General features: G+C 31.9%; 20 protein-coding genes. 1 reads left to right on the plus strand and 19 read right to left on the minus strand.

All coding sequences use genetic code 11. The features are described 5' to 3' along the window. Positions 1-80: 80 nt before the first annotated feature. A complete protein-coding gene (gene miaB, locus ACJDUG_RS06600) occupies positions 81-1,412 on the minus strand; it encodes a tRNA (N6-isopentenyl adenosine(37)-C2)-methylthiotransferase MiaB (protein ID WP_406769104.1) in 1,332 nt (443 codons plus the stop codon). Between the two features lie 334 nt (positions 1,413-1,746). Between miaB and ACJDUG_RS06605 the strand changes: the two genes are divergently transcribed. Next, positions 1,747-2,931, plus strand: coding sequence for an aminotransferase-like domain-containing protein (locus tag ACJDUG_RS06605; RefSeq protein WP_406769105.1), 1,185 nt, complete (start codon positions 1,747-1,749; stop codon positions 2,929-2,931). A gap of 246 nt (positions 2,932-3,177) precedes the next feature. On the opposite strand, the gene ACJDUG_RS06610 is transcribed toward ACJDUG_RS06605, so the two are convergent. The 18 genes from ACJDUG_RS06610 to ACJDUG_RS06695 all read right to left on the minus strand — a co-directional run bounded on the left by ACJDUG_RS06610 (position 3,178) and on the right by ACJDUG_RS06695 (position 23,081). Continuing rightward, positions 3,178-4,041, minus strand: coding sequence for a GNAT family N-acetyltransferase (locus tag ACJDUG_RS06610; RefSeq protein ID WP_406769106.1), 864 nt, complete (start codon positions 4,039-4,041; stop codon positions 3,178-3,180). Positions 4,042-4,218: 177 nt separating this feature from the next. After that, positions 4,219-6,129 (minus strand): bifunctional 4-hydroxy-3-methylbut-2-enyl diphosphate reductase/30S ribosomal protein S1, encoded by a 1,911-nt coding sequence (locus ACJDUG_RS06615; RefSeq protein ID WP_406769107.1) that lies wholly within the window; start codon positions 6,127-6,129, stop codon positions 4,219-4,221. 8 nt (positions 6,130-6,137) lie between these two features. After that, entirely contained in the window at positions 6,138-6,815 is a 678-nt protein-coding gene (cmk, locus tag ACJDUG_RS06620; RefSeq protein WP_406769108.1) for a (d)CMP kinase, read from the minus strand. A gap of 78 nt (positions 6,816-6,893) precedes the next feature. Further along, complete coding sequence (aroH, locus tag ACJDUG_RS06625; protein WP_406769109.1) at positions 6,894-7,250, minus strand: chorismate mutase; 357 nt, start codon at positions 7,248-7,250, stop codon at positions 6,894-6,896. Then, positions 7,250-8,479, minus strand: a complete 1,230-nt coding sequence (locus tag ACJDUG_RS06630) for a BaiN/RdsA family NAD(P)/FAD-dependent oxidoreductase (protein ID WP_406769110.1) — start codon at positions 8,477-8,479, stop codon at positions 7,250-7,252. Before ACJDUG_RS06630 ends, aroH begins: the two co-directional genes overlap by 1 nt. A gap of 195 nt (positions 8,480-8,674) precedes the next feature. Then, complete coding sequence (gene gdhA / locus ACJDUG_RS06635) at positions 8,675-10,042, minus strand: NADP-specific glutamate dehydrogenase (protein WP_406769111.1); 1,368 nt, start codon at positions 10,040-10,042, stop codon at positions 8,675-8,677. 135 nt (positions 10,043-10,177) lie between these two features. After that, the gene (locus tag ACJDUG_RS06640) at positions 10,178-11,065 is read right to left on the minus strand and encodes a MurR/RpiR family transcriptional regulator (protein WP_406769112.1); all 888 of its coding nucleotides are present in this window, start codon (positions 11,063-11,065) and stop codon (positions 10,178-10,180) included. A gap of 159 nt (positions 11,066-11,224) precedes the next feature. Then, positions 11,225-11,773 carry a tRNA 5-(aminomethyl)-2-thiouridylate-methyltransferase MnmM gene (mnmM, locus tag ACJDUG_RS06645; RefSeq protein ID WP_406769113.1) on the minus strand — a complete coding sequence of 183 codons (549 nt, stop codon included), beginning with the start codon at positions 11,771-11,773 and terminating at the stop codon, positions 11,225-11,227. 52 nt (positions 11,774-11,825) lie between these two features. After that, entirely contained in the window at positions 11,826-12,536 is a 711-nt protein-coding gene (locus ACJDUG_RS06650; protein WP_406769114.1) for a pseudouridine synthase, read from the minus strand. A gap of 150 nt (positions 12,537-12,686) precedes the next feature. Next, on the minus strand, positions 12,687-13,469 hold the full coding sequence (fdhD, locus tag ACJDUG_RS06655) for a formate dehydrogenase accessory sulfurtransferase FdhD (RefSeq protein WP_406769115.1): 783 nt from the start codon (positions 13,467-13,469) through the stop codon (positions 12,687-12,689). Further along, positions 13,470-14,072, minus strand: coding sequence for a molybdenum cofactor guanylyltransferase (locus tag ACJDUG_RS06660; RefSeq protein WP_406769116.1), 603 nt, complete (start codon positions 14,070-14,072; stop codon positions 13,470-13,472). A 32-nt stretch (positions 14,073-14,104) separates the two neighbouring features. Next, a complete protein-coding gene (locus ACJDUG_RS06665; protein ID WP_406769117.1) occupies positions 14,105-16,009 on the minus strand; it encodes a 4Fe-4S dicluster domain-containing protein in 1,905 nt (634 codons plus the stop codon). Then, positions 16,010-18,070, minus strand: coding sequence for a formate dehydrogenase subunit alpha (fdhF, locus tag ACJDUG_RS06670; RefSeq protein WP_406769118.1), 2,061 nt, complete (start codon positions 18,068-18,070; stop codon positions 16,010-16,012). A gap of 4 nt (positions 18,071-18,074) precedes the next feature. After that, positions 18,075-18,509 (minus strand): MOSC domain-containing protein, encoded by a 435-nt coding sequence (locus ACJDUG_RS06675; protein WP_406769119.1) that lies wholly within the window; start codon positions 18,507-18,509, stop codon positions 18,075-18,077. Positions 18,510-18,523: 14 nt separating this feature from the next. Then, positions 18,524-20,431 (minus strand): molybdopterin biosynthesis protein, encoded by a 1,908-nt coding sequence (locus tag ACJDUG_RS06680; RefSeq protein ID WP_406769120.1) that lies wholly within the window; start codon positions 20,429-20,431, stop codon positions 18,524-18,526. A 40-nt stretch (positions 20,432-20,471) separates the two neighbouring features. Then, a complete protein-coding gene (locus ACJDUG_RS06685; protein WP_406769121.1) occupies positions 20,472-21,698 on the minus strand; it encodes a molybdopterin molybdotransferase MoeA in 1,227 nt (408 codons plus the stop codon). Between the two features lie 203 nt (positions 21,699-21,901). Then, entirely contained in the window at positions 21,902-22,117 is a 216-nt protein-coding gene (locus tag ACJDUG_RS06690; RefSeq protein WP_406769122.1) for a DUF3006 domain-containing protein, read from the minus strand. Further along, the gene (locus ACJDUG_RS06695) at positions 22,101-23,081 is read right to left on the minus strand and encodes a ComEC/Rec2 family competence protein (protein ID WP_406769123.1); all 981 of its coding nucleotides are present in this window, start codon (positions 23,079-23,081) and stop codon (positions 22,101-22,103) included. The genes ACJDUG_RS06690 and ACJDUG_RS06695 overlap by 17 nt, the downstream gene beginning before the upstream one ends. Between the last annotated feature and the right edge of the window lie 54 nt (positions 23,082-23,135).

The raw sequence follows: 23,135 nt of genomic DNA on the forward strand, positions 1-23,135 counted from the left end.
CACCGCATTTTAACTTTCTAAGCAAAAAGGGAGCTGCTGCGCAGCTAACTATTTAGTTAGTTGTGCAACAGCCCCTTAATTTATATTTGCTTTCCATTTAGTGAAAAGGACAAGGCTTCTGTTATTTGAACATTTACTAGCTTTCCTATACTATTAAAATCTCCTGTAAAGTTAACTAATTTACTAGTTCTAGTTCTACCCATAAGTTTTGTGCTGTCATTTTTACTAGTTCCTTCAACTAATACCTCTACCACTTTACCAAGGTATTCCTTATTCTTCTTAGCACTGATTTCATTAACTACACTTACTAGCCTATTAAATCTATCATGCTTAATATCATCAGGAATTTGTTCCTCCATTTCATCTGCAGGAGTTCCCTTTCTCTTAGAATAAATAAAGGTAAAGGCTGAATCATATTCAACTTTTTTAACTAGATCTAATGTCTCCAGAAAATCCTCCTCTGTTTCACCTGGGAAACCAATAATTATATCAGTAGATAAAGCAACATTTGGTATTGCCTCTTTAATTCTTTTTACTAAGTTTAAGTATTGTGTTTTATCATACCGTCTATTCATTTTTTTAAGTATATTAGAGGAGCCAGATTGTACAGGAAGATGTATATGTTCGCAAATCTTTTTAGAGTTTGCAATTGCATCTATAACCTCCTCAGATAGATCCTTTGGATGTGAGGTCATAAATCTTATTCTCTCTAAACCTTCAATCTTATCCAGTCTCTCAAGAAGCTTTGCAAAGCTAATATCTTCTCCCTGACCCTTGCCATAAGAATTTACATTTTGACCAAGTAGGGTGATTTCCTTGAAACCTTTAGAAACCATGTCTTTAATTTCATTTTCAATGTCTGCTGCTTCTCTGCTTCTTTCTCTGCCCCTTACATAAGGTACAATACAATAGGTACAAAAATTGTTGCAGCCATACATTATTGTTACAAATCCTTTTATATTGCTTTCTCTATCTACAGGTATTCCTTCTACTATTTTTTCTTCCTTATTAACTATTTCTATTATGGATTTTCCTTCCTGCTTTACTCTATTTAAGTACTCTGGAAACTTATATGCATTATGAGTTCCAAAAATAATATCTACAAATGGATATTTTCTAATAACATTATCTGCAATTCCGTCTTGCTGCATCATGCATCCACATACTGCTATTATTAGACCAGGTTTTTGCTTTTTTAAATTTTTAAGCGCACCTAGATTCCCATATACCTTTAGCTCAGCATTTTCTCTAACACAGCAGGTATTAAATATTATAACGGAAGCTTCTTCCTTAATATCTGTTCTTACATAGCCTTGAGACTTCAGCATACCTGATAGCTTTTCTGAATCCTCTTCATTCATCTGACAGCCCCAAGTTTCGATAAAATATTTTAATTCATTAATTTCTTTCATCCTCTATCTCCTCAAAAATTTATGCCATTTACAATATATTTTGACAAATTTACTTATATCTATATTGATTATATCATTAATATTATATATAATCTGAATAACTTTTTAAAGTGTTTTTTATCCTTAAGGTTGTACTACAAATAATATATACCTGGTAAATATTGTGAAGGATTTGTTTCAAGAATTGTTGGAAAAATAATTAATTTTTTAACAATTGAAATTTTAAAAACATTCCAAATTATTATTGAAACTATAACTTCATATTTGATATAATGATTGTAAGGGGATTAACTAAATAAAATTTTATACATAATATATTTTGGGGGGTACCAATATGAATATATGCTATGCAGAAAGAACTTCAAGTATTAAAGCTTCTGAAATTAGAGAACTATTAAAATTAACTGAAATGCCTGATATCATTTCATTTGCTGGTGGACTTCCAGCACCAGAATTGTTCCCTATAGAAAAACTAGAAAGCATTACAACTAGAGTTCTTAGAGAAGACGGTCGTGCAGCTCTGCAGTACAGTACTACTGAAGGTTATGCTCCTTTAAGAGAAATAATTGCAAAACAGAGAATGCCCAAGGCTAGAGTAAAAGCTACATTAGACAATATAATGATAACTAGCGGTTCACAACAGGGTTTGGAATTTTCCGCAAAGATCTTTATTAATGAAGGTGACGTTATTATTTGTGAAAGTCCAAGTTATTTAGGAGCTTTAAATGCATTTAAGGCTTATCAACCTAAATTTGTTGAAATTCCAATGGATGATGACGGCATGATTGTTACTGAGCTAGAAAAGGCTTTAGAGGAAAATCCAAAAGCTAAAATGATTTATACAATACCTGATTTTCAAAACCCTAGTGGCAAAACAATGTCTGTTGAGCGAAGAAAGCGTGTTGCTGAGCTTGCTAAGTTATATAATATTCCTGTTATCGAAGATTGTCCATATGGAGAACTTATCTTTGAAGGAGAACAGTATCCATCTATAAAGAGTTTTGATGAAGATGGATATGTAATATATTTAGGAACATTTTCTAAAACCTTCTGTCCTGGGCTTAGAATTGGCTGGGTTTGTGCGGATACTGAAATACTTCAAAAATATATAATAGTAAAGCAAGGAGCGGATCTTCAATGCAGCAGCATAGCCCAAAGAGAAACTGCACTTTATATGCAGACTTATGATTTAGATGAGCATATAGCAAATATTAGGTCTATCTATAAGGCAAGAAGAGATGTTATGCTTGAATCTATTGAAAAGTATTTTCCAAAGGATGTAATTTTCACTAGGCCTAAAGGCGGTTTATTTACATGGGTTGAGCTAAGGGAAGACTTAGACGCTGCACTAATATTAAAAGATGCCTTGGAAGAAAAAGTAGCTTATGTACCTGGCAGCTCATTCTTTGCAAATGGTGACAGAGCAAATCATTTTAGATTAAATTACTCCTGCATGAATGAGAATCTTACTCTTGAAGGTATAAAAAGATTAGGTGGTGTCTTGAAAAAACATTATTAAGCAGTTAATAAATATATAGACATATTTAATTAAAAATTTCATAAGCTGGCAGCTAATGCTGCAAAGAAAAAAGGCATACACGTTTATCAACTTAATATAGGACAACCAGATATAAAAACACCGAAACATTTTTTAAAGCAAATTGCTTTAGAGAAATATACAGCTCAGTATAACTAAGAATTATTTACTAAAAAGCCATCCTAGTAACAAAATTTAAATTACCAATTTGTTATTAGAATGGCTCCTTTATTTATTATATTCAAAGGTAAAAGTCTCTCCACTTACTTCAAATCCAAGTTTATTATACATTTTTATAGCTATTGAATTATCTGATGATACCTTTAAGTTAACTTCCTTATATCCGCTTTTTATTAATAAAGTCAATAAATACTGCATTAATGAGCTGCCTAGCCCTTTTAACCTAAATTCTTTTAATATTCCTACATTTACGATTGTAGGCACATTATCTATTAATATAATTTGTCCATAGCCTGCATATTCTTTATTATATTTAATAAATACTGCACCTTCTTCATAATAATAGCTCTGATATTCATCGTAAAGCATGTCATCAACCGATAGAGGCATCCTATCATCATTTCTAAATACATCATTTTGAATATTGCATCTTAATTCTTCTTGTTTTCCTTTTCGCAAAGCTTCAAATTCCACTTCTTTTTCAGGAAATGTGTAGTTTAAATTATTAAGAGACATTTTCATATTTAAGGTGCCCTTGCCTCTTTTAAACCCAATTTCAGTTAAAACTTCGAAGTTATTAAAGTTTTTTCTGCAATTATAAATAAATTTATTACCCTTAAAAGAATTAAGAAGCAATCTGTATTTTTTAATTATATCTTCATTCCCATTTATATACATAGAGTTTATAATGAAATTTCCATCTTCATTTTTAAATATCCATAAGTATCCCTGAATCCTATTATTTTCTCTAAGTAACTTCACTTTATTGTATATTAAAAGTCGTTTTAAAAAATTAAGTTCATTAAAGTAATTGACAAAGTCTTCATTTAATAAGTTAAATCTGAGTCTGTTGTCATTTATAAAAGTAAGATCTTTTAAGTATGTTTTATTAAAACCGATACATTCATACATATACAAATCCTCTTTAACTTCACAACTTCTTATTAATATTTAATTATATTATTTTATAATTTAGTTATGCTTAATTTTTAGTATATTAAAAATAATGTTGATTGACAGTTTATAAGAAAGTTTTCATATTAAACTGCACATCAACATTATTTTTCATAACTTTATTAAGGTTAGATTTTAAACCTCTTCAGCTTCTTTAATGCTTAAGCCTATTTTTCTTGTTTCTTTATCTACATCTACAATTTTTGCTTTAATTTGTTCTCCAATTTTTAATGCATCAGAAGGCTTATTAATTCTATTATGGCTAATTTGTGAGATATGTACAAGAGCATCAACTCCTGGTTCTAGTTCCACAAAAGCTCCAAAGTTAGCAAATCTAACTACTTTACCTAATACTATTGTACCTACTGGATATTTTTCTTCTACATTTTCCCATGGATTTTCAGTAAGCTTTTTAATACTTAGGGATAACTTCTTTTCTTCTTTATTAGCATCTACAACTAATACTTCTACCTTCTGACCAACTTTAAGAACACTAGATGGTTTATCTACCTTTCCCCAAGAAATTTCTGAAACATGAAGTAACCCATCTATTCCACTAACTTCAACAAATGCCCCAAATTGAGTTAGTCTTTTTACTTCACCAACTAGTTTATCACCTACATTAATTGTTTTCCAAGCTTCTTCTTCAATTATATTTCTTTCAGCCTTTAATATGTCACGTCTGGAACCAACTATTCTCGTATTTCTTCTTTCAGTTTTTAATTCTATTATCTTTATATCTATTTCTTTCCCTATAAAATGCTCTAAATTATCTACATGGAATAATTCTATATGTGAAGCAGGTATAAAGATTCTTACACCTTTATAACTTCCTATTAATCCACCTGTAACAGCAGATTTTACAACTACTTTTAGACTTGATCCATCTTCAAAAGCTTGTTTTACATCTTTAAAAGATTGTTCTCTTTCTATTTCAGTTTTAGATAAAATCACATATCCATCCGAATTGTTTCTATTAATTACCTTTACTTCAACTTCTTCTCCAGCTTTTAATATATCTAGTAGGCTTACATTACTTTCCTTAGTAACCTCTTCCTTTGGAAGTAACCCATCTGATTTGTATCCTAAGTTAACATAAGCTTCTTTTTCGTTTACAGAAATAATAGTCCCTTTTACAACCTTTCCTACATAAATATGATTTTCATTTTGCTGCATAAATGCTAATTGCTCATTTACCTCATTATTCATTTCACTCATTTTTTTAATTGCCTCCTTTATTATCCAATCAGGTGTTGAAGCTCCAGCTGTTACACCTATAGTATTGATATTTTTCCCAAGAAAATATTCCTTAGGTACTTCCTTCCAGTTTTCAACATGTATTGTATTACTGCAATTTTTCTTACATATTTCATATAGTTTTGTAGTATTAGAACTATTATAACCTCCAAGTACAACCATCATGTCTACTTTCTTAGATAATTCCTCTACACTTTTTTGTCTTTCTTCTGTAGCATTACAAATTGTGTTAAAGGCCATAATTTCTCTGCAGGTTTTAAGTATATACTCTATTACATTCTCCCAATTCTCCTGTTTTTCTGTAGTTTGTGATACTACGCAAACCTTTCTTGGAAGATTACCTAGCTCCTCTTTAGTTTTAGCAATAATAGCTGTATTATTACACCAACCATTTATACCTATAACCTCAGGATGTTTCTTATCTCCTACAATTACAATTGCATAGCCTTTATCATAATATTCCTTAACTTTAAGTTGAATATTTGATACATATGGACATGTAGCATTAATTATATTTAGTCCCATTACCTCAAGTTTTTTAAAGGTTTCAGCTGAAACACCATGGGAACGAATTATGATTACATCACCATTTTTTAACTCATTAATACTATTTTCATCTACTGAGAAAATATCATTTTCTTCCAAAAATTTCACAACATCATTGTTATGGATTAATGGACCTAAAGTATATATTCTTTTATTATATTCCTCCTTGGCCTTTATAGCCTCATCTACAGCCCTTTTAACGCCAAAGCAAAAGCCTGCCTTTTCTGCTAAAATAACTTTCATATTATCTACTAACTCTCCTCCTTTTTATTTCCTTCCAAAAATCTAGCAATATATTGTGACATTTTTTCAACTACTTCATCAATACACATAAAAGAAGAATCTATTTCTATAGCATCCTCTGCTTTTCTAAGGGGATCAGTTTCTCTATGTGAATCTATGTAATCTCTTTTAATTATATCATTCAATATTTCATTAAAATCTACAATTATATCTTTCTCCATGAGTTCGGAGTATCTTCTCTTAGCTCTTTCTTCAGCAGTAGCAGTTAAATAAAATTTAATGGGAGAATTTTTTAAAACCACTGTTCCAATGTCTCTTCCATCCATCACTACCGAGTATTTTTCTGCTATTTTTTGCTGAAGGGCTACAAGCTTGTGTCTAACTTCTGGAATAGCAGCATAGTTAGAAACGCTTTTGCTTATTAAAGGCAGATTTATTTCGCTGCTTATATTTTCTCCATTGAGTATTAAGTTTTCATTTTGAAAATGCATTTCTAAATTATCCATAAGCTCAATTATACGATATTTTTCCTTATAAGAAATGTTTTCTTCTAAGGCTTTAAAGGTAACTGCTCTATACATAGCTCCAGTATTTATATACATTAAGCCAAATTTATGAGCCACAATTTTAGCAATTGTGCTCTTTCCTGCGCCTGCTGGACCATCTATAGCCACTGAAAAATTCAATATTACGACCCCTTTTCAAAAATTAAATTATGCCACTTTACTATATTCTATAAAAGATATTAAAATCCTTTAAGATTTTTAATTTATCAAATCTTGTCTAAGGATTTTTGCATTGTTTAAGTAGATATATTTTATTTCCTTATTATTGTCAATGTTAACATTAAGCATCACCCTGATGCACTTTTTTAGACTATTATTAACTTCCATCTCATTAAAATGCATTATTGCAACTTTATCTAGTCCAAAGTGCTCTCTGATATATTTTCCTGGATAACAGCTTTTAATATCATTTGTACAAGAAAAAATAATAGAAACAAAATCTTCTTTTTTTATATTATTTTCTTTAATAATCTTATTAAATAATTCTATAGAAGCTTCTTTAACCTCATCTATATTATCCTCATTTATTGTAGTTGCGCCTCTTATAGCAATCATTAATCCTCACCTACCTTGCTGCCTGCTATATATCCAGTTGACAAGGCTATTTGTATATTATAGCCTCCTGTATATGCATCTACGTCTATTACCTCGCCAGCAAAATACATGTTATGAATTAATTTGGATTTCATGGTTGAAGGATCAATTTGCTTTGTATCAACTCCTCCTGCAGTAACAATTGCCTCCTCAATAGGTCTAAGCCCAAGTACTTGCATTGAGAAGTTTTGAAGTAAGTAAACAAGTCCTTTTCTTTCTTCCCTGGTAATTAGGTTTACCTTCTTTTCACCATCAATGCCGGATAACTTTACTACTACATTAATAAGCTTACTTGGTAGTAGGTCATTTAGAGCATTTTTAAAGGCCTTATTTGAATACTGCATAAAATCCTTTTGAACACGCTTATCAAGTTCTTCATCGCTTAATGCAGGCTTAAGATTAATAGAAGCACTTAAACTTAACTTATTATTAACTACACTGCTTGCGCTAAGTACAAGGGGTCCGGAAATTCCATAATGGGTAAATAGCATTTCACCAAATTCCTTAAAGATTACCTTTTTGTTTTTATTATTGATTATTTTAAGCTCCACGTTCTTTAAAGATAAACCCTGCAGCTCCTTTACCCATTCATTTTCAATTACTATAGGTACTAAGGAAGGTTTGGGCTCAATAATTTTATGCCCAAGCTTTTTTGCAAAAATAAGTCCATCTCCTGTGGAACCGGTTCTTGGATAAGATAAGCCACCTGTACAGAATATGAAGTAATTTCCTTCAATAATAGATCCGTCTTGAAGTTCTATATGCTTTATGGCATTATTGTCTGCATAAATACTTTTAACTGGAGAATTTAACTTCAAAGTAACTCCTACTTTTATTAATTCATCTCTTAAAGCATTTATTATGTCTGAAGATTTATCAGATTCCGGAAAAACCCTGTCTCCTCTTTCAGTTTTAAGTTTAACTCCAAGCTTACTAAAGAGATTCATGGTATCTTCATTTGTAAAAGTATATAATGCACTATATAAAAAACTTGGGTTTCCAGGAATGTAATCAAAAAATTCGTTTATATCTTTGGCATTTGTAATATTACATCTTCCTTTTCCTGTAATAAATAGCTTCTTACCGATTTTTTCATTTTTTTCAACTAATATGACCTCATGTTTTTTAGCAGCTGTAATAGCAGCCATTATTCCTGCTGGACCTCCACCAATAATAACAACTTTTGGCATTTTATCACCACCAATATACTTGTGAGCTTATATTTAGCAAATTTTTAATCTTAATCTTATTTAATTATTTATAAAGGAAATAGATATAAGCCCTATACTATAATGTAATATATTAAAGCAATTAATTCAATAATAAATGTTAAAAACCGATAAACTAAAAAGAGAACCCATTGGGTTCTCTTTAAAAAGTTAATTTTAGTAATTTCCTTGAGCATGCATAGCATCGGCAACTTTTACAAATCCTGCTATATTTGCACCAGCTACTAGATTATAGCCAAATCCATAATCTTCTGAAGCTTTCTTACAATTGTTGTAAATATTAACCATTATTTGATGTAACTTTTGATCTACTTCTTCAGATGTCCATGCCATTCTCATGCTGTTTTGTGCCATTTCTAATGCTGATGTAGCAACTCCGCCTGCATTAGCAGCTTTAGAAGGTCCAACAATAACACCATTAGCTTGGAAATATTCAACTGCCTCATTTGTACATGGCATATTAGCTGCTTCGCAAACAAATTTAACTCCATTTGCTACTATTTGTTTAGCTTGTTCTATTTTAATATCATTTTGAACTGCACATGGTATTATAATATCAGCTTTTACTCCAAATGGTTTTTCTCCTGGGAAGAACTCAACGCCATATTTATCGGCATAGTCTTTAACTCTTGCACCCTTATTAATATTTAGCATTTCTACCATATAGTCTATCTTTTCTCCAGTAACTCCGTTTGGATCATATATATATCCATCTGGACCTGATAAGGTAACAACTTTACCACCTAACTGTGCAACCTTTGAGCAAACGCCCCATGCAACATTACCAAAACCTGATACAACAACTGTTTTGCCTTCAAAGCTTTCATTTTCATGTTTTAGCATTTCATTGCAATAGTAGGAAACACCAAATCCAGTTGCTTCAGGTCTAATTAAGCTTCCGCCGTATGTTAATCCTTTACCAGTTAATACACCGTTTTCAAATGAAGCTTTTATTCTTCTATATTGTCCGAATAGGTAACCTATTTCTCTTCCACCTACACCGATGTCTCCAGCTGGAACGTCAACATCAGGACCGATATGTCTATATAATTCAGTCATAAAGCTTTGACAGAATCTCATTATTTCATTATCAGACTTTCCTCTTGGATCGAAGTCTGATCCTCCCTTACCTCCGCCTATTGGAAGACCAGTTAAGGAGTTCTTTAATATTTGTTCAAAACCTAAGAATTTAACTATACCTATATAAACTGATGGATGGAATCTTAAACCACCTTTGTAAGGTCCTATAGCTCCATTAAATTGAACTCTGAATCCACGATTAACATTAAGCTTTCCTGCATCATCTACCCATGGAACTCTAAACATAATTTGTCTTTCTGGTTCACAGAATCTTTCAAGAAGATTTTCTTGAATGTATTCTGGATGTTTGTCAAGTACAGGTGCAAGTGAACCTAAAACTTCCTCAACAGTTTGTAAAAATTCTGGTTCGTTAGAATTTCTCTTCTTAACGTTTTCAATAACCTGTGCAATGTAGTCTTTAGAGTTTAATTTTTCGTTTGACATTATAAAATACCTCCTAAATGAATGTAATACTGCATTAATAAATGATAAATGAATGTTAAATTGCTTTCTTTATATACTATTCTATACAAATTGCAATATTCCTTCTTTTTTTTGAAAATATATTAAAAAAGAATTTTATATACTATTACTTTCTTCTTTATCAACATAAGAATACACCTGATATTCTTCCCAAATATTTTCTAAGTCATTAAAGGTTTTTGATATTTTTTCTTTTTCCCTTAGTCCTACAGCGATTATTAAGGCATTAATAACGCTTAATGGAGCTACTAAAGAGTCTACAAAAGATGCCATATTGCTTTGTGCAATTAAAGTATAATCAGCTTTAGAAGCAAGCGGTGATAAAAGACTATCTGTAATTGCAACAACCTTTGTTCCTCTGTTGTGAGCAAAGTTTAAAGCTTCTATAGTCCTTGAGGCATATCTAGGGAAACCAATGCCTATTACTAAGTCATCTTCCGATACATTTAGTATTTGCTCAAATATATCACTTATACCATAACCCACAACCTTAACGTTATCTAATATTAAATTTAAATAGAAACCAAGAAATTCTGCAATTGCAGTAGAACTTCTAAGTCCGATAATATATATCTTCTTAGCTTTAAAAATATTGTTTACAACTTCTTCGAAGGTTCTATTATTTATTTTCTCCAAAGTAGCTCTAATATTTTCCATGTCTGATTTTAAAACACCCTTTAATGCACTTTCTTCACTAACATAGTCATTAGATAATTCGATTCTCTGAACAGTTGTTAAACGAGTTTTAATAAGCTCCTGAAGCGCTTTTTGAAGCTTTGGATATCCACTAAATCCAAGTTCATTTGCAAATCTAACCACTGTTGATTCACTTACACCAACACTTATGCCTAGTTTTGCTGCTGTCATAAAGGCAGCCTTATCGTAATGTTTCAAAATATATTCTGCAATTAATTTTTGGCCTTTACTTAACCTAGGAAATTTCATTTGTATGGTTCTCATAAGGTCCTGTTTATTTTCTTCCATTTTATACATTCCTTCCTTTAAAAATTACATAAAAGTGCATGATTTATTTCATTTTAACATCTATTGCAAAATATATCAATACAACTTTCAATTGCTTATTATTTTTCCAATAAATTTTCAATTTCAAGCTTCAGATTTTTCAGTAGGCTATATCAAATTTTATTTTTGATTTCTTTCAATTATCAATAACATAGGTGCTTTGTTATTTCTATTAATAAAAGTATGCAGCATTACTCCAAATTCATCTTTAGGAAGTTCATTAGAAAATTGCATAATTTTATCTCTTTCTTTTTCTCCTTCTGCATGTCCAGCATATATTGCTATGCTAATAATTCCACCAGGCTTTAAAATTTTAAGAGCTTTTTTTAAGCTCTCTACTGTTGATTCAGCCTTGGTTGTTATGTTTTTATTACCACCAGGCAAATACCCTAGGTTATATATAACACAATCAACTTTAGCATTTATATGCGTTAATATATTCTCATGTGAATCATTGATAATAATTACATTTTCTTTTTTACGTGGTCCATAACTTTCTGCAGCTTCTTTTTGAATTTCAAAGCAAAATACTTGATTAAAGATTCTGCTTAGAAAATCTGTATCATATCCATTTCCTAAAGTTGCGTCTATAGCTATTTCAAATTCAGAACAATAATTCTTAATAATATTATGTGCTAAATTACTTAAGTCTCCAACATAATTATACAATGCCTTACTCTCCTTAAATGTTAAGTTGAATTCATAATAAAAGGTCTACTGTTTACAAACTTTTTAAATACTCCACCTCTGAATTACTTAAGTATCTATAGCTTCCAAGCTTTAATTCACCAAGCTTAATTTTTCCTATTGATATTCTTTTAAGAGAAATAACAGGATGCTTAATGGCTTGGCACATTTTTCTCACTTGCCTGTTTTTACCCTCATGAATAATTATTTCAGCTATAGAACTAGCCTTATCCCTCTTTATAATTTTAAACTCTGCATCGGCTGTAATATAGCCTCCTATATCTACACCACTGCAGAACCTTTTTATTTCCTCATTAGTAGGAAGGCCTTGTATTTCTGCTATATAAACCTTCTTAACCTGCTGCCTTGGATGGATAACCTTATTATATACCTCACCGTCATTTGTCAGTAATATTAAACCTGAGGTATCATAATCTAATCTTCCAATTGGGTATATTCTTTCATTAACTTTAACAAGGTCTAATATAGTTTTTCTTCCTCTTTCATCTTGTACAGAAGAAATATACTTTATAGGCTTGTTTAATGCTATATACACCTTATTTTCTTCTTTTTTTACCAACTTATTATCTACATATATATTGTCTTTATCAGTATCTATCTTATAACCAAGTTCAGTTATTACCTTGTGATTTACTTTAACTCTTCCGGAAAGAATAATTTCCTCACTTTTTCTTCTAGACGCCACTCCACTTTCAGCCATAAACTTCTGAAGTCTTTCAAGCATAAAATCACCTACTTCACTTCATAATATTCCCTTCAATATTATAGTCTATAAAAACAATATATCCAATAAAAAAATTGACACCTTTCTTTGGAATTAATAAAAGGAGTTATCCTTTTAGGATCCATTAATCTAGTGTCAATTTCTTTAGCCTTAAATTTCTATAATTCTTTCCTTATAAGTATATAGGTTCATTCGAAGACCTCTTACAAATCCTATAACTGCAACTCCGGAAGCCTCTGCTATGTTTAATGCTAAATCAGTTGGTGCAGAGTGAGAAGCTACAATTGGTATTCCAGCTTTTACTGCTTTTACTATTATGTCAGAAGATATTCTCCCCGTAGTCAATAAAAATTTATTACTTATATCAATATTACTTACTAACCCTTTCCCTATAACCTTATCTAAGGCATTATGCCTCCCTATATCTTCCGTAAAAATAACAATTTCTTCATCATTGCAAAGAGCGCAGCTGTGTACCCCTCCTGTTTGTTTAAAAAGTTCTGAACTTTTATTGAATTCCTTCATTAACTTAATTATGCTCTTATAAGAAGCCTTATAATTGCTATTTATTATATTATTTAAGCCTAATTCTAGATATTCTACTTGGGTACTAGCATTGCCGCAGCCAGAGGACTTTGCCTTTACTATATCAAAATTAACTTTAATTTCTTCCTTTAAAACAACGCAAACCCTATCTTCAAATTTTTCTTCAATGCTTACAATATCATCAGTTGATGTAATTATACCTTCAGAAAAAAGATAGCCTATGGTAAGTTCCTTTAGTCCACTTGGTGTACACATTAAAACTGTATATAACTCATAATTAATATATATTTTTAGAGGCATTTCACTAACTATAAAGTCTAAAGTATCCTCATACAAATCATTACTTATCTTTCTAATTTTTATCCCTTTAATAATATCAAGTGCCATTTATCCCTCCATAAATGAACTTTCAAGAAACTCAAGATCTGATTTATAATTTAAATTAGTAAAAATGTTCATGTTCTTAGAATATTTTCTTGCCTTCTCTTCTTTAACATAATGCATATTGCATTTCTTAATGACCTGAAAAAGTTTAAAATTATTATTTTTAAGTTCTTTTTCAAAAACAGGAATTATTTCCTTTGAATAAAAGGCGTACAAGGGTTCAATAAGTCCTGAATTATAGGAAGCAACCCCATTAAAGCTTTGCTTTTTTAACAGGTCCATCATATATTTTATATAATCTAAATTAATAACAGGCATATCACAAGCTGTTACAAAAACATACTTACTTTCAGCATGATTTAAAGCTGTATAAATTCCCCCTAAGGGTCCTGAATTTGGTATTATATCTACTACTACCTCATTTCTAATATTTTTAAATTTATTTTTGTCATTTGATATTAAAATTACATTTTCAAAAACTTTACTTAATTGTTCTGAAATAATTTCTATTAATAATTTACCATTAACTTTTACTTCACATTTATCAAAGCCCATTCTGCTGCTTTTTCCGCCACATAAAATAGCTGCTGTTCCAAAGTCCTTCAAAGCTTTGCCTCCTTTATAATAGCTTGCATTCTCTAAAATTCAGGTGGTAATGTAAGCATTTCCTCATAATTAAAAACAGGTCCATCAATACACATATACTTGCTTCCTACTTTACAGTGCCCACATTTACCTATACCACAGCGCATGTGCGTCTCTAGTGAGGTATAAATATCAGTGCCTTTCATGCCTAAATTTATTAAATCCTTAGCCACGGCTTTTATTCTTCTAGGAGATGCACAGATTATGGATGAAGTATTACTCCAATTGAGTCCTAAATCAGGTAGCAAGTCATTAATATAGCCTACATGAGCCTCTACCTTGTTTGTAGCATTGCTTAAGGCATAAAGCACCTTAACCCCATCTATATTACTCCAGGAAACTAAGTCTTCTTTGTAAATAAGGTCTTCATAGGACATGGCACTCCCTATAATAACAACCTTTCCAAAATCCTTTCTGTTTTCGAGTATCCTTAATATCATGGTTCTTACAGGTGCAAGACCAACACCACTTCCGATTATAATTACATCTTTGCCTTTAAATAAGTCATAATCAAAACCTTTACCAAAGGGGCCTCTCAAACCTACCTTATCTCCGATTTTCATTTCATGAATGGCATTAGTTACTTTGCCGGTTTTTTTAATGCAAAAATCAAAATATTCTTTTGAACTTGGAGAAAATGGAATTGAAATTGCAATTTCACCCACTCCAAAAACAGTTATTTCAAAAAATTGTCCTGTAAATTTAAAATTCTCATGCAAAGATTTATCTTCATATTGCATAATAAATCTTTTTATATTCTTAGTTTCCTGAATAATATTTGTAATAACAGCAACTTGGGGAGTATAAACACTTTCGCAGTTATCATCATGTGGAAGCAGATGTTTATCGTCCTCAATTTTTTCTGAAGGTATTTCTATACTGCTTTTTTCAGCCAAAGTATTGATAATACCAACAATATTTATATTTGCGGGGCAAACATTAATGCACCTTCCACAGCCTGTACAACCCTTCATACTAAACTTTTCTTCAATATATTTCATTTTATCATATATTCTGTATCTTACCCTTGATACCTTATTTCTTGGATTATGCTCACCAGCGTTTCTAGTAAAAGAATCACTTTGACAGGAATCCCAGTATCTTACCCTGCACCCGCTGCAGCCATCTATATTTTCTTCAACTACATTAAAGCATGTACAAGTTGGACACATATTTGTACATCCAGTGCATCTTACGCAGTCCTTTGAAATTTCTTCCCACAAAGAATCATTAAAGTTTTCTTCTAATATTTTATGAATGTTCTTCTCTGTAAGTTTTAGCTTAAATTTTTTATTAACTTTATCAAGTAATTCTGCTTTTTTATCATCATAATTTTCATCAGCATTAAAAAATACTTCTGCTCCAAGTTTTATTAATTCTTCTCCCTTACTGCTGCCTATTTCTACAATATATATATCATTTATTTCTGTGAAAAGAATATCGTAACCAGAGCTTGCAAACGGCCCAATTCCCATTGATTTACAAAAGCAATTTTCTCCTACCTCAGTGCAGTTTACAGCAACGAAGTAAGCTGTTTCCCTATTTCTTTCGTAAACTTCATCCTTATAACCTTCTAGAAAGAATTTATCCATATAGGCAATTCCATAGGCATCACAGGCTCTAATTCCAAAAAATAATCTTTTTCTTATATTACTATTTGAAAAGTTATCCACCAGTATATCTTTACCATTAAGCTTCCAACTAAATAATTTCTCCTTTTGTTTAAAAATATATTCTTTTACTGGGAAAGGAAAATTTATATAATCTAAAGTTAACTTATCTCCATCAAAGGGTAGGAGCATAACTTGTCCTTCTTCATCTTGGGGTGCATATACTTCTAAGGATTTTGACCAAAGTTTTAATAATTTTTTTATATCTATTTTTTTTACAGCAAGCATTTATTTCACCTCTTCAATTCTCACAGCACAAACCTTAAATTCCGGAATTTGGACAGTAGGGTCTAAGTTTTTACCAACTAGCTTATTAACAGCTGACTCATAAAAATGAAAGGGAATAAAAACAACACCTTCCATAATATTTTCAGTAATTCGAACCTCGATAATTATTTCTCCAATTCTAGAAGTTACCCTTACCTTTTTCCTATTTCTCAGTCCAAGGTTTTCAGCATCTTTAGGATTTACTTCCATAAACCCTATTGGATATTCTCTATCTAAAGCCCATGCCCTCCTTGTCATTGTGCCAGTATGATAGTGATGAAGTAATCTACCCGTTGTTAAAATATAAGGATACTCCTCAGTAGGAAGCTCACTTGACTGAGCATAATCATTTATAGTAAATCTTCCAAGTCCTCTTGAAAACTTGCCTTTATGCAAAAACCTTGTTCCAGGATGATTTATATCAGGGCATGGCCATTGAAGACCTTCCTTTTCAAGTCTTTCATAGGTAATACCTCCATAACTAGGAACCAAGCTTCTTATTTCTTCCATTATATCTGAAGGTGAGGAATACTCAGCTTTCCCTCCTAAAGCTCTGATAATTTCACATAGTATTCTCCAGTCCTCTTTACTTTCTCCTATTGGGCTTATTGCTTTTCTAACCCTTTGAACTCTTCTTTCAGTGTTCGTAAAAGTGCCATCCTTCTCCATAAAGCTAGTACCTGGGAGTACAACATGAGCAAGTTTTGCTGTTTCGGTCATAAAAATATCTGAAACTACTAATAACTCTAAGCTTTCTAAAGCCTTTTTAACATGATTAATATCTGGATCTGAAAGCATAGGGTTTTCAGCCATAACAAAAAGTGATTTTAAACTTCCATCAATGGCTCCATCCATCATTTCCCCTATTGTTCTGCCTGTTTTTGAAGCAAAATCCTTTCCCCAAGCAACACTAAATTTATCATGTATTTTTTCATCAATTAATGATTGATAACCAGGCAAAACATCAGGAAGAGCTCCCATATCACATGCCCCTTGAACATTATTTTGTCCTCTAAGGGGATTTATTCCTGTAGCTTCTCTTCCTATCTGACCGGTTAGTAAAGAAAGATTAGCCAGAGCCCCTACACTTTTAGTACCAGTAATATGCTGTGTTATTCCCATAGCATAAACTATAGAAGCTTTTCCTGCCTTGGCATACAATCTTGCTATCTTTCTAATAGTTTCTTCAGGAACTCCAGAAATAGCGGCTACCTTCTCAGGTGTATAATCTTTAATAGAAGCCTTAAATTCATCAAAGCCTTCAGTTAAATTATTTATAAACTCTTCATTCATTAAATTTTCATTTACTATTACATTTAAAATTCCATTAATAAAAGCTAAATTGCTTCCTGGAATAATTGGTGCGTAGATATGGGCATATTCTGCTAGTGGTATTTTTCTAGGATCAGCAACTATTAACCTAGCTCCATTATTTTTAACTGCATTTATTATTCTCATGCCAATCAAAGGGTGCTGCTCAGTTGTATTAGACCCTATTACAAAAATTACTTCTGCATTTTCTAGCTCATCTATTGAATTTGTCATCGCTCCGCTTCCAAATGCTGCAGCTAAACTAGCTACTGTTGGACTGTGTCAGAGGCGGGCACAATGATCTATATTATTGCTTTTTATTACTGCACGAGCTAATTTTACCATTAAATAATTTTCTTCATTAGTACACCTTGCTGAAGATAACATTCCTATGGCATCAGGCCCTTTTTTTTCAATAATATTTTTATAGGAATTGCTTATAAAAGAAATAGCAGTATCCCAAGAAACCTCTTTAAAACTTCCATCTGTTTGTCTAATTAGCGGCATTGTTAATCTATCCTTATGCTTTACAAAGCTGTAGCCCTGCCATCCTTTAACGCAAAGTTTACCTTTGCTCACTGGATGATCATTCTTTGGTGTTACTCCAATTATCTCATTATCATCAACGTTTAAATAAAAATTACAACCGCAGCCGCAATAACCACATGTAGTAAGGACCTTCTTCATTTCACTTACCCCCAAATAAATCATTCAATTATTCAACAATAATTATTTCATCTCCAGATTTTATAAAGCCTTCTGATAAAACTCTTGTAAAAATTCCCTCTCTCGGCATTATGCAATCCCCAATAAGATTACGAATTTCACAGCCAAGGTGGCACTCCTTACCTATTTGTGTAACTTCCATAAACACCTCACCTATCTTTAGCTTACTGCCAACAGGAAGTTCATAAAGCACAATACCTTCAGTGGTAAGGTTTTCAGCAAATTTACCTGAGCATAGTCCCTTTGCCCCAAGTTTCTTCATCTTTTCTATACTTTCCATCCCTAAAAGACTTACCTGCCTGTGCCATTTACCTGCATGAGCATCACCTTCAAGTCCAAAATCCTCTATAAAATGACCTTTTTCTATAGGATGTTTAATAACACCTTTTTTTTCACTAATATTTACTGCTAATACTTTTGCCATGGAAACCCCTTCTTTCAAGTATTTATTATTTTACCTATATTCGAATAATCATACCCGCCTAATTTATCAAGCTCAAATTTAAATCCTTCACTTGTTAATATTCTTATAAATTCTTTAATACTATCTAAATTTAGAAACTCCTTTGGCACAGCAAAATCATATTCTTCATTTCCAAGTGGTATGAAATCCAAGCCCATAAGCTTTGCTGCAGAATATATTCCTAGCCCACAATCTGCGTCCTTAGCAGCTATAGCTGCTGCAATGCTTAAATGTGTATACTCTTCTCTTTCATAACCATTAATATCACTAGAATTTATATTTAATCTCTTTAAGTTATAATCAAGAAATAATCTTGTTCCAGAGCCTCTTTGCCTATTAATAAAACGTGCATTCTTTAATGCAATATCTTTAAGAGACTTTAATTCCAGCGGATTATCTTTTAATACAATTATTCCTTGTATTCTGTTTACACCTTTAATAAGTGCTACATTTTTGTCTCCTAAATACTTTTTAATATACGAAATATTATATTCTCCGCCTTCCATATCAAGCAGGTGAATTGGTGCTATGTGCGCTTCACCTGATTTAAGTGCCATTATTCCTCCCATGCTGCCAACGTGAGCAGAAGAAAGAAAATATTTACTGTTTTTGAGATGTAAAAGGTCCGCTGCAGTATCAATTATTGGGTCATGGCTTCCTATGCAGACTATGGTGTTTCTTATTTGCTCTTCTGATTTTAAAAGCTTTATATTAACCTTTGACCCAGCCTCAAAGCCTTCAATGTTTTGAGGAATTTCTAAGACTCCATCTGCATTTACTAGGGACATTGTAGCCCCTGCTCCTCTGCTTAGCGGGGTTGCAATAATCTTGTCTCCAACATATCCAAGCTTTACTCTTACAAATTCCAAGTATTTTAAAGAAGACATTACTCTTCGTGAAAGCGTAGCCACAATAGTTTTTGCTTCTTCAGCTTCTAACCCTAAAAACCCCTTAATAACTGTCTTACAGATGTTTTCCATAATGAAATAAGCTGAAACTGGAAAACCTGGTATACCTACTATGGGCTTTCCCTTAATACTTCCTAAGATTGCTGGCTTTCCTGGCTTTATTGCAATACCATGAACGTCTACGGTGCCAATCTCTTTAATAATCTCATAGGTAAAGTCTTCTCTACCAGCAGAAGATCCAGCATTTATTAATATCATGTCACATTCTTCATTAGCCTTTAGCACTGCACTCTTTATTAAATCATAATCATCCTTTACTATATTGTATCTTATCGGGACTCCACCCCACTCCTCTACCATGGATGAGAACACTCTTGAATTAAATTCAATAATATCTCCAACCTTTAGTTCTGTTTTAGGTTCTACTATTTCCGTTCCAGTAGGAATAATTCCAATAACAGGCTTTTTATATACTTCAATTTCATTTACACCGCCTGCCAGCATAGCGCCAATATCAACTGGCCTAATTGCGTGCTTTGAAGGAATAATAAGTTGACCTTCTACTATATCTTCGCCTAAAGGTCTGATATTTTGCCAGGGTGAGGCACTTTTATAAATTAGCACCCTGTTTTCAGCTACTTTTATAAGATCCTCCACCATAATTACACAGTCATATTCTTTAGGTATAGGATCACCAGTATCAACAACCAAATAATCTTTTCCTTCAATTAGTTCTATATGATTTCTATCTGATGCTACAAAAGTTTTGCTGCTTAAGGTTGCTATTCCATCCATGGCAGAACTATTATAAAATGGCGAAGAAAGCTTTGAGTAAACAGGTGAGCTTGATACCCTTGCCCTAGAATCTATAGTATTAATAATCTCTTTTTTACTTTTCAGGTTTCCAAGATTACTGATATATAGCTTTACAGCCTCATCCAGTTCTAAGTTTGTTAAAAAGACCTTCTGTGCCATGTTGCTCCTCCATATATACTTTTGACCTAAGTAAGATATTTTAAAGTTTATATACCATTACTTTATCTCCTTTATATAAGCCTTCCACATCTTTATCAATTCTAATATAGCCATAAGCTCTAGAAAAAGCCGTTATTATTCCCGATCTTCCAAATACAGGATATGCTATAATTTTATCATTTTCTTTTTCAAGTGAAACTGGCAGATATTCTTCCCTACCCATAGCTTTATGATAATTAATATTCATTTCAGCAGTAATTCCGTACTCTTCTTCCTTTAGCTTCATTAGTTTATTTATATAGCCTTTAACAAGTATTTTATACACTACTGAAGCTGCCAAAGGATGACCTGGAAGGCCAAACACTATTTTTTCATAAGCTTTCCCAACAATTGTTGGTTTTCCTGGCTTAATAGCCATACCATGTACCAATACTCCACCATTATCATAGGAATCAATAACCTTTAAAGTATGATCCTTTATTCCCACTGAACTTCCACCAGAAATTAAAACTACATCACATTCTTTTAAAGCTTTATCAACGTTACTCTTTAAAAGCAAAAATTCATCTTTTACAACCCCATAACTTATTGGGATTCCCCCGTCTTTAATTATTAAACTGCATAGCATATAGGTATTTATATCTCTAATTTCACCTAATTTAGGATCAGTTTCAATTGAAACGATTTCATCACCTGTAGAAATTATTGCAATTTTTGGCTTCTTATAAATATTTACCTTGTTTATCCCTTGAGCAGCTAATACTCCAATTTCATAAGGTCTAAGCCTTTGCCCATCTTTAATAACTATATCATTCATGGACATATCCTCACCTATTTGTACAACATTTTCTCCTGGTGCAGAGGGTTTGTTAATAAGAATTGTTTTATCATCTAATCTATCACAGTATTCCAGCATGACTACGCTATCAGAACCTTCGGGAAGCATACCGCCTGTAGGTATATAGGAACATTCACCTGCATTAACTAATACACTTTCAGGAGCTTTTCCCATTATTATTTCCTCTTTTAACTCCATAAAAGCTGGTATGGACTCGCTTGCTCCAAAAACATCTCTAGAATTTACTGCATAGCCATCTACTGTTGATCTTCTAAAGCTTGGAATGTTAAAGCTCGCTTTTATATCTTTTGAACAGATTCTATTTACGGAATCTAAAAGGGAGATGGTTTCAGACTCTAATTTATAGGTAAATTCCCTATTTATTAAAGCTTTTACTTCTTCTGTTTTCATAACGCTTAAAAGCTCCATAATTTAACCCCCTAAAGCATTAAAAAAGCTTCTATAAGATGCATAATATATTTTTATGATACCCCCTAGGTCAAATCATGTCAATAATTGACAAAATTTTAATTAATCAAACATACGAAATATTTCCCAGGTAATGGAAATATATATAAAATCAGTGCAGCTCCGCTTAATCTTATAAAAATAATATACAGAGCTGCACTGACTTATTCTTCCCATAGATCTTTAGTTAAAATCTCAATTTCCTTCTTCCTCTTTAAAGTTTCATTAATACCTATTTTTATACTATCCCCATCTACAATGAGTACATCTCCCTCATTGGCTTCTCTAGAAATTAAGAACTTTTTGATATTAATCATGGTGCCATCTTCTTTTTCACAAACGGCAAATCCCTCTTCAAATCTATCAATTACTGCTACCATTTTTATAATCCCCCAGCTTTGTATTAAAACTTATATTTTTACCATCAGACTGGCATATAATAGTACCGCTTTCATCCGTTCTATATAGTTTTACATTCTTCGCTTGAAGCCTTTGCATTACTTCTTTATGCGGATGACCATAATCATTTTTTACACCGCAGCTCAAAGCAGCATATTTAGGATGAACTTTATTTAAAAAATCCAAAGATGTTGAAGTATGACTTCCATGATGACCAAGTTTAAGGACATCAGCACTTAAATCCAAGCCTTTATTTACCATATCCTTTTCATTTGAAACTTGAGCATCTCCTGTAAATAAAAATTTATTATTTTCGAAAGTCACCTTCAATACTATTGAATAGGTGTTTAAATCGCCGCTTACTGTATTTATTGGACCCAATATATTACAATTTGCATCCCCAAGCTTGAAGTTAGTACCAACTACAGGTTCTTTAGCTTTTAAACTCTTTTTATTCATAGCTGTTACAACGTCTTTAAAAGTTTTAGTGTTAGTTGTAACCTTTGGCATATATATTGTTCCTATATTTAAGCTATTAATTACAGCATCTGCGCCGCCAATGTGATCCTCATGGGGATGAGAAAGTATAAGGTAATCCAGCTTTTTAATATTTTGAGATTTTAAATAATTTAATAAAGTTTCAGTAGAAGCGTTGGTGCCAGCATCAATTAGCATATTATGGCTTCCTTGCTGTACTAGTATACTATCACCTTGACCCACATTAATAAAATGAACCTTTAGTAGTCCATTTGCTGTTACCTTGGAAGCTGTATCTTTTACAGAATTATCATTGCTTTGATAATCAGGCTTTGAATTGGAGTTGCTAGAAATATCTCCTCCTATTACACTTTTTGAATTATCGATACTGCAGCCAGTTAGCATTATGATCATAAGTAATAGAAGCATTGCAATATGTCTTTTATAGATAAATTTACTTTTTTTCACTTATTTCCCCCAGCACTTTTAAATTATAAGTATATCTTACTACAATTTAAAGAA

The organism is Candidatus Clostridium stratigraminis, assembly GCF_045310675.1.
Taxonomy (GTDB): Bacteria; Bacillota; Clostridia; order Clostridiales; family Clostridiaceae; genus Clostridium_AT; species Clostridium_AT stratigraminis.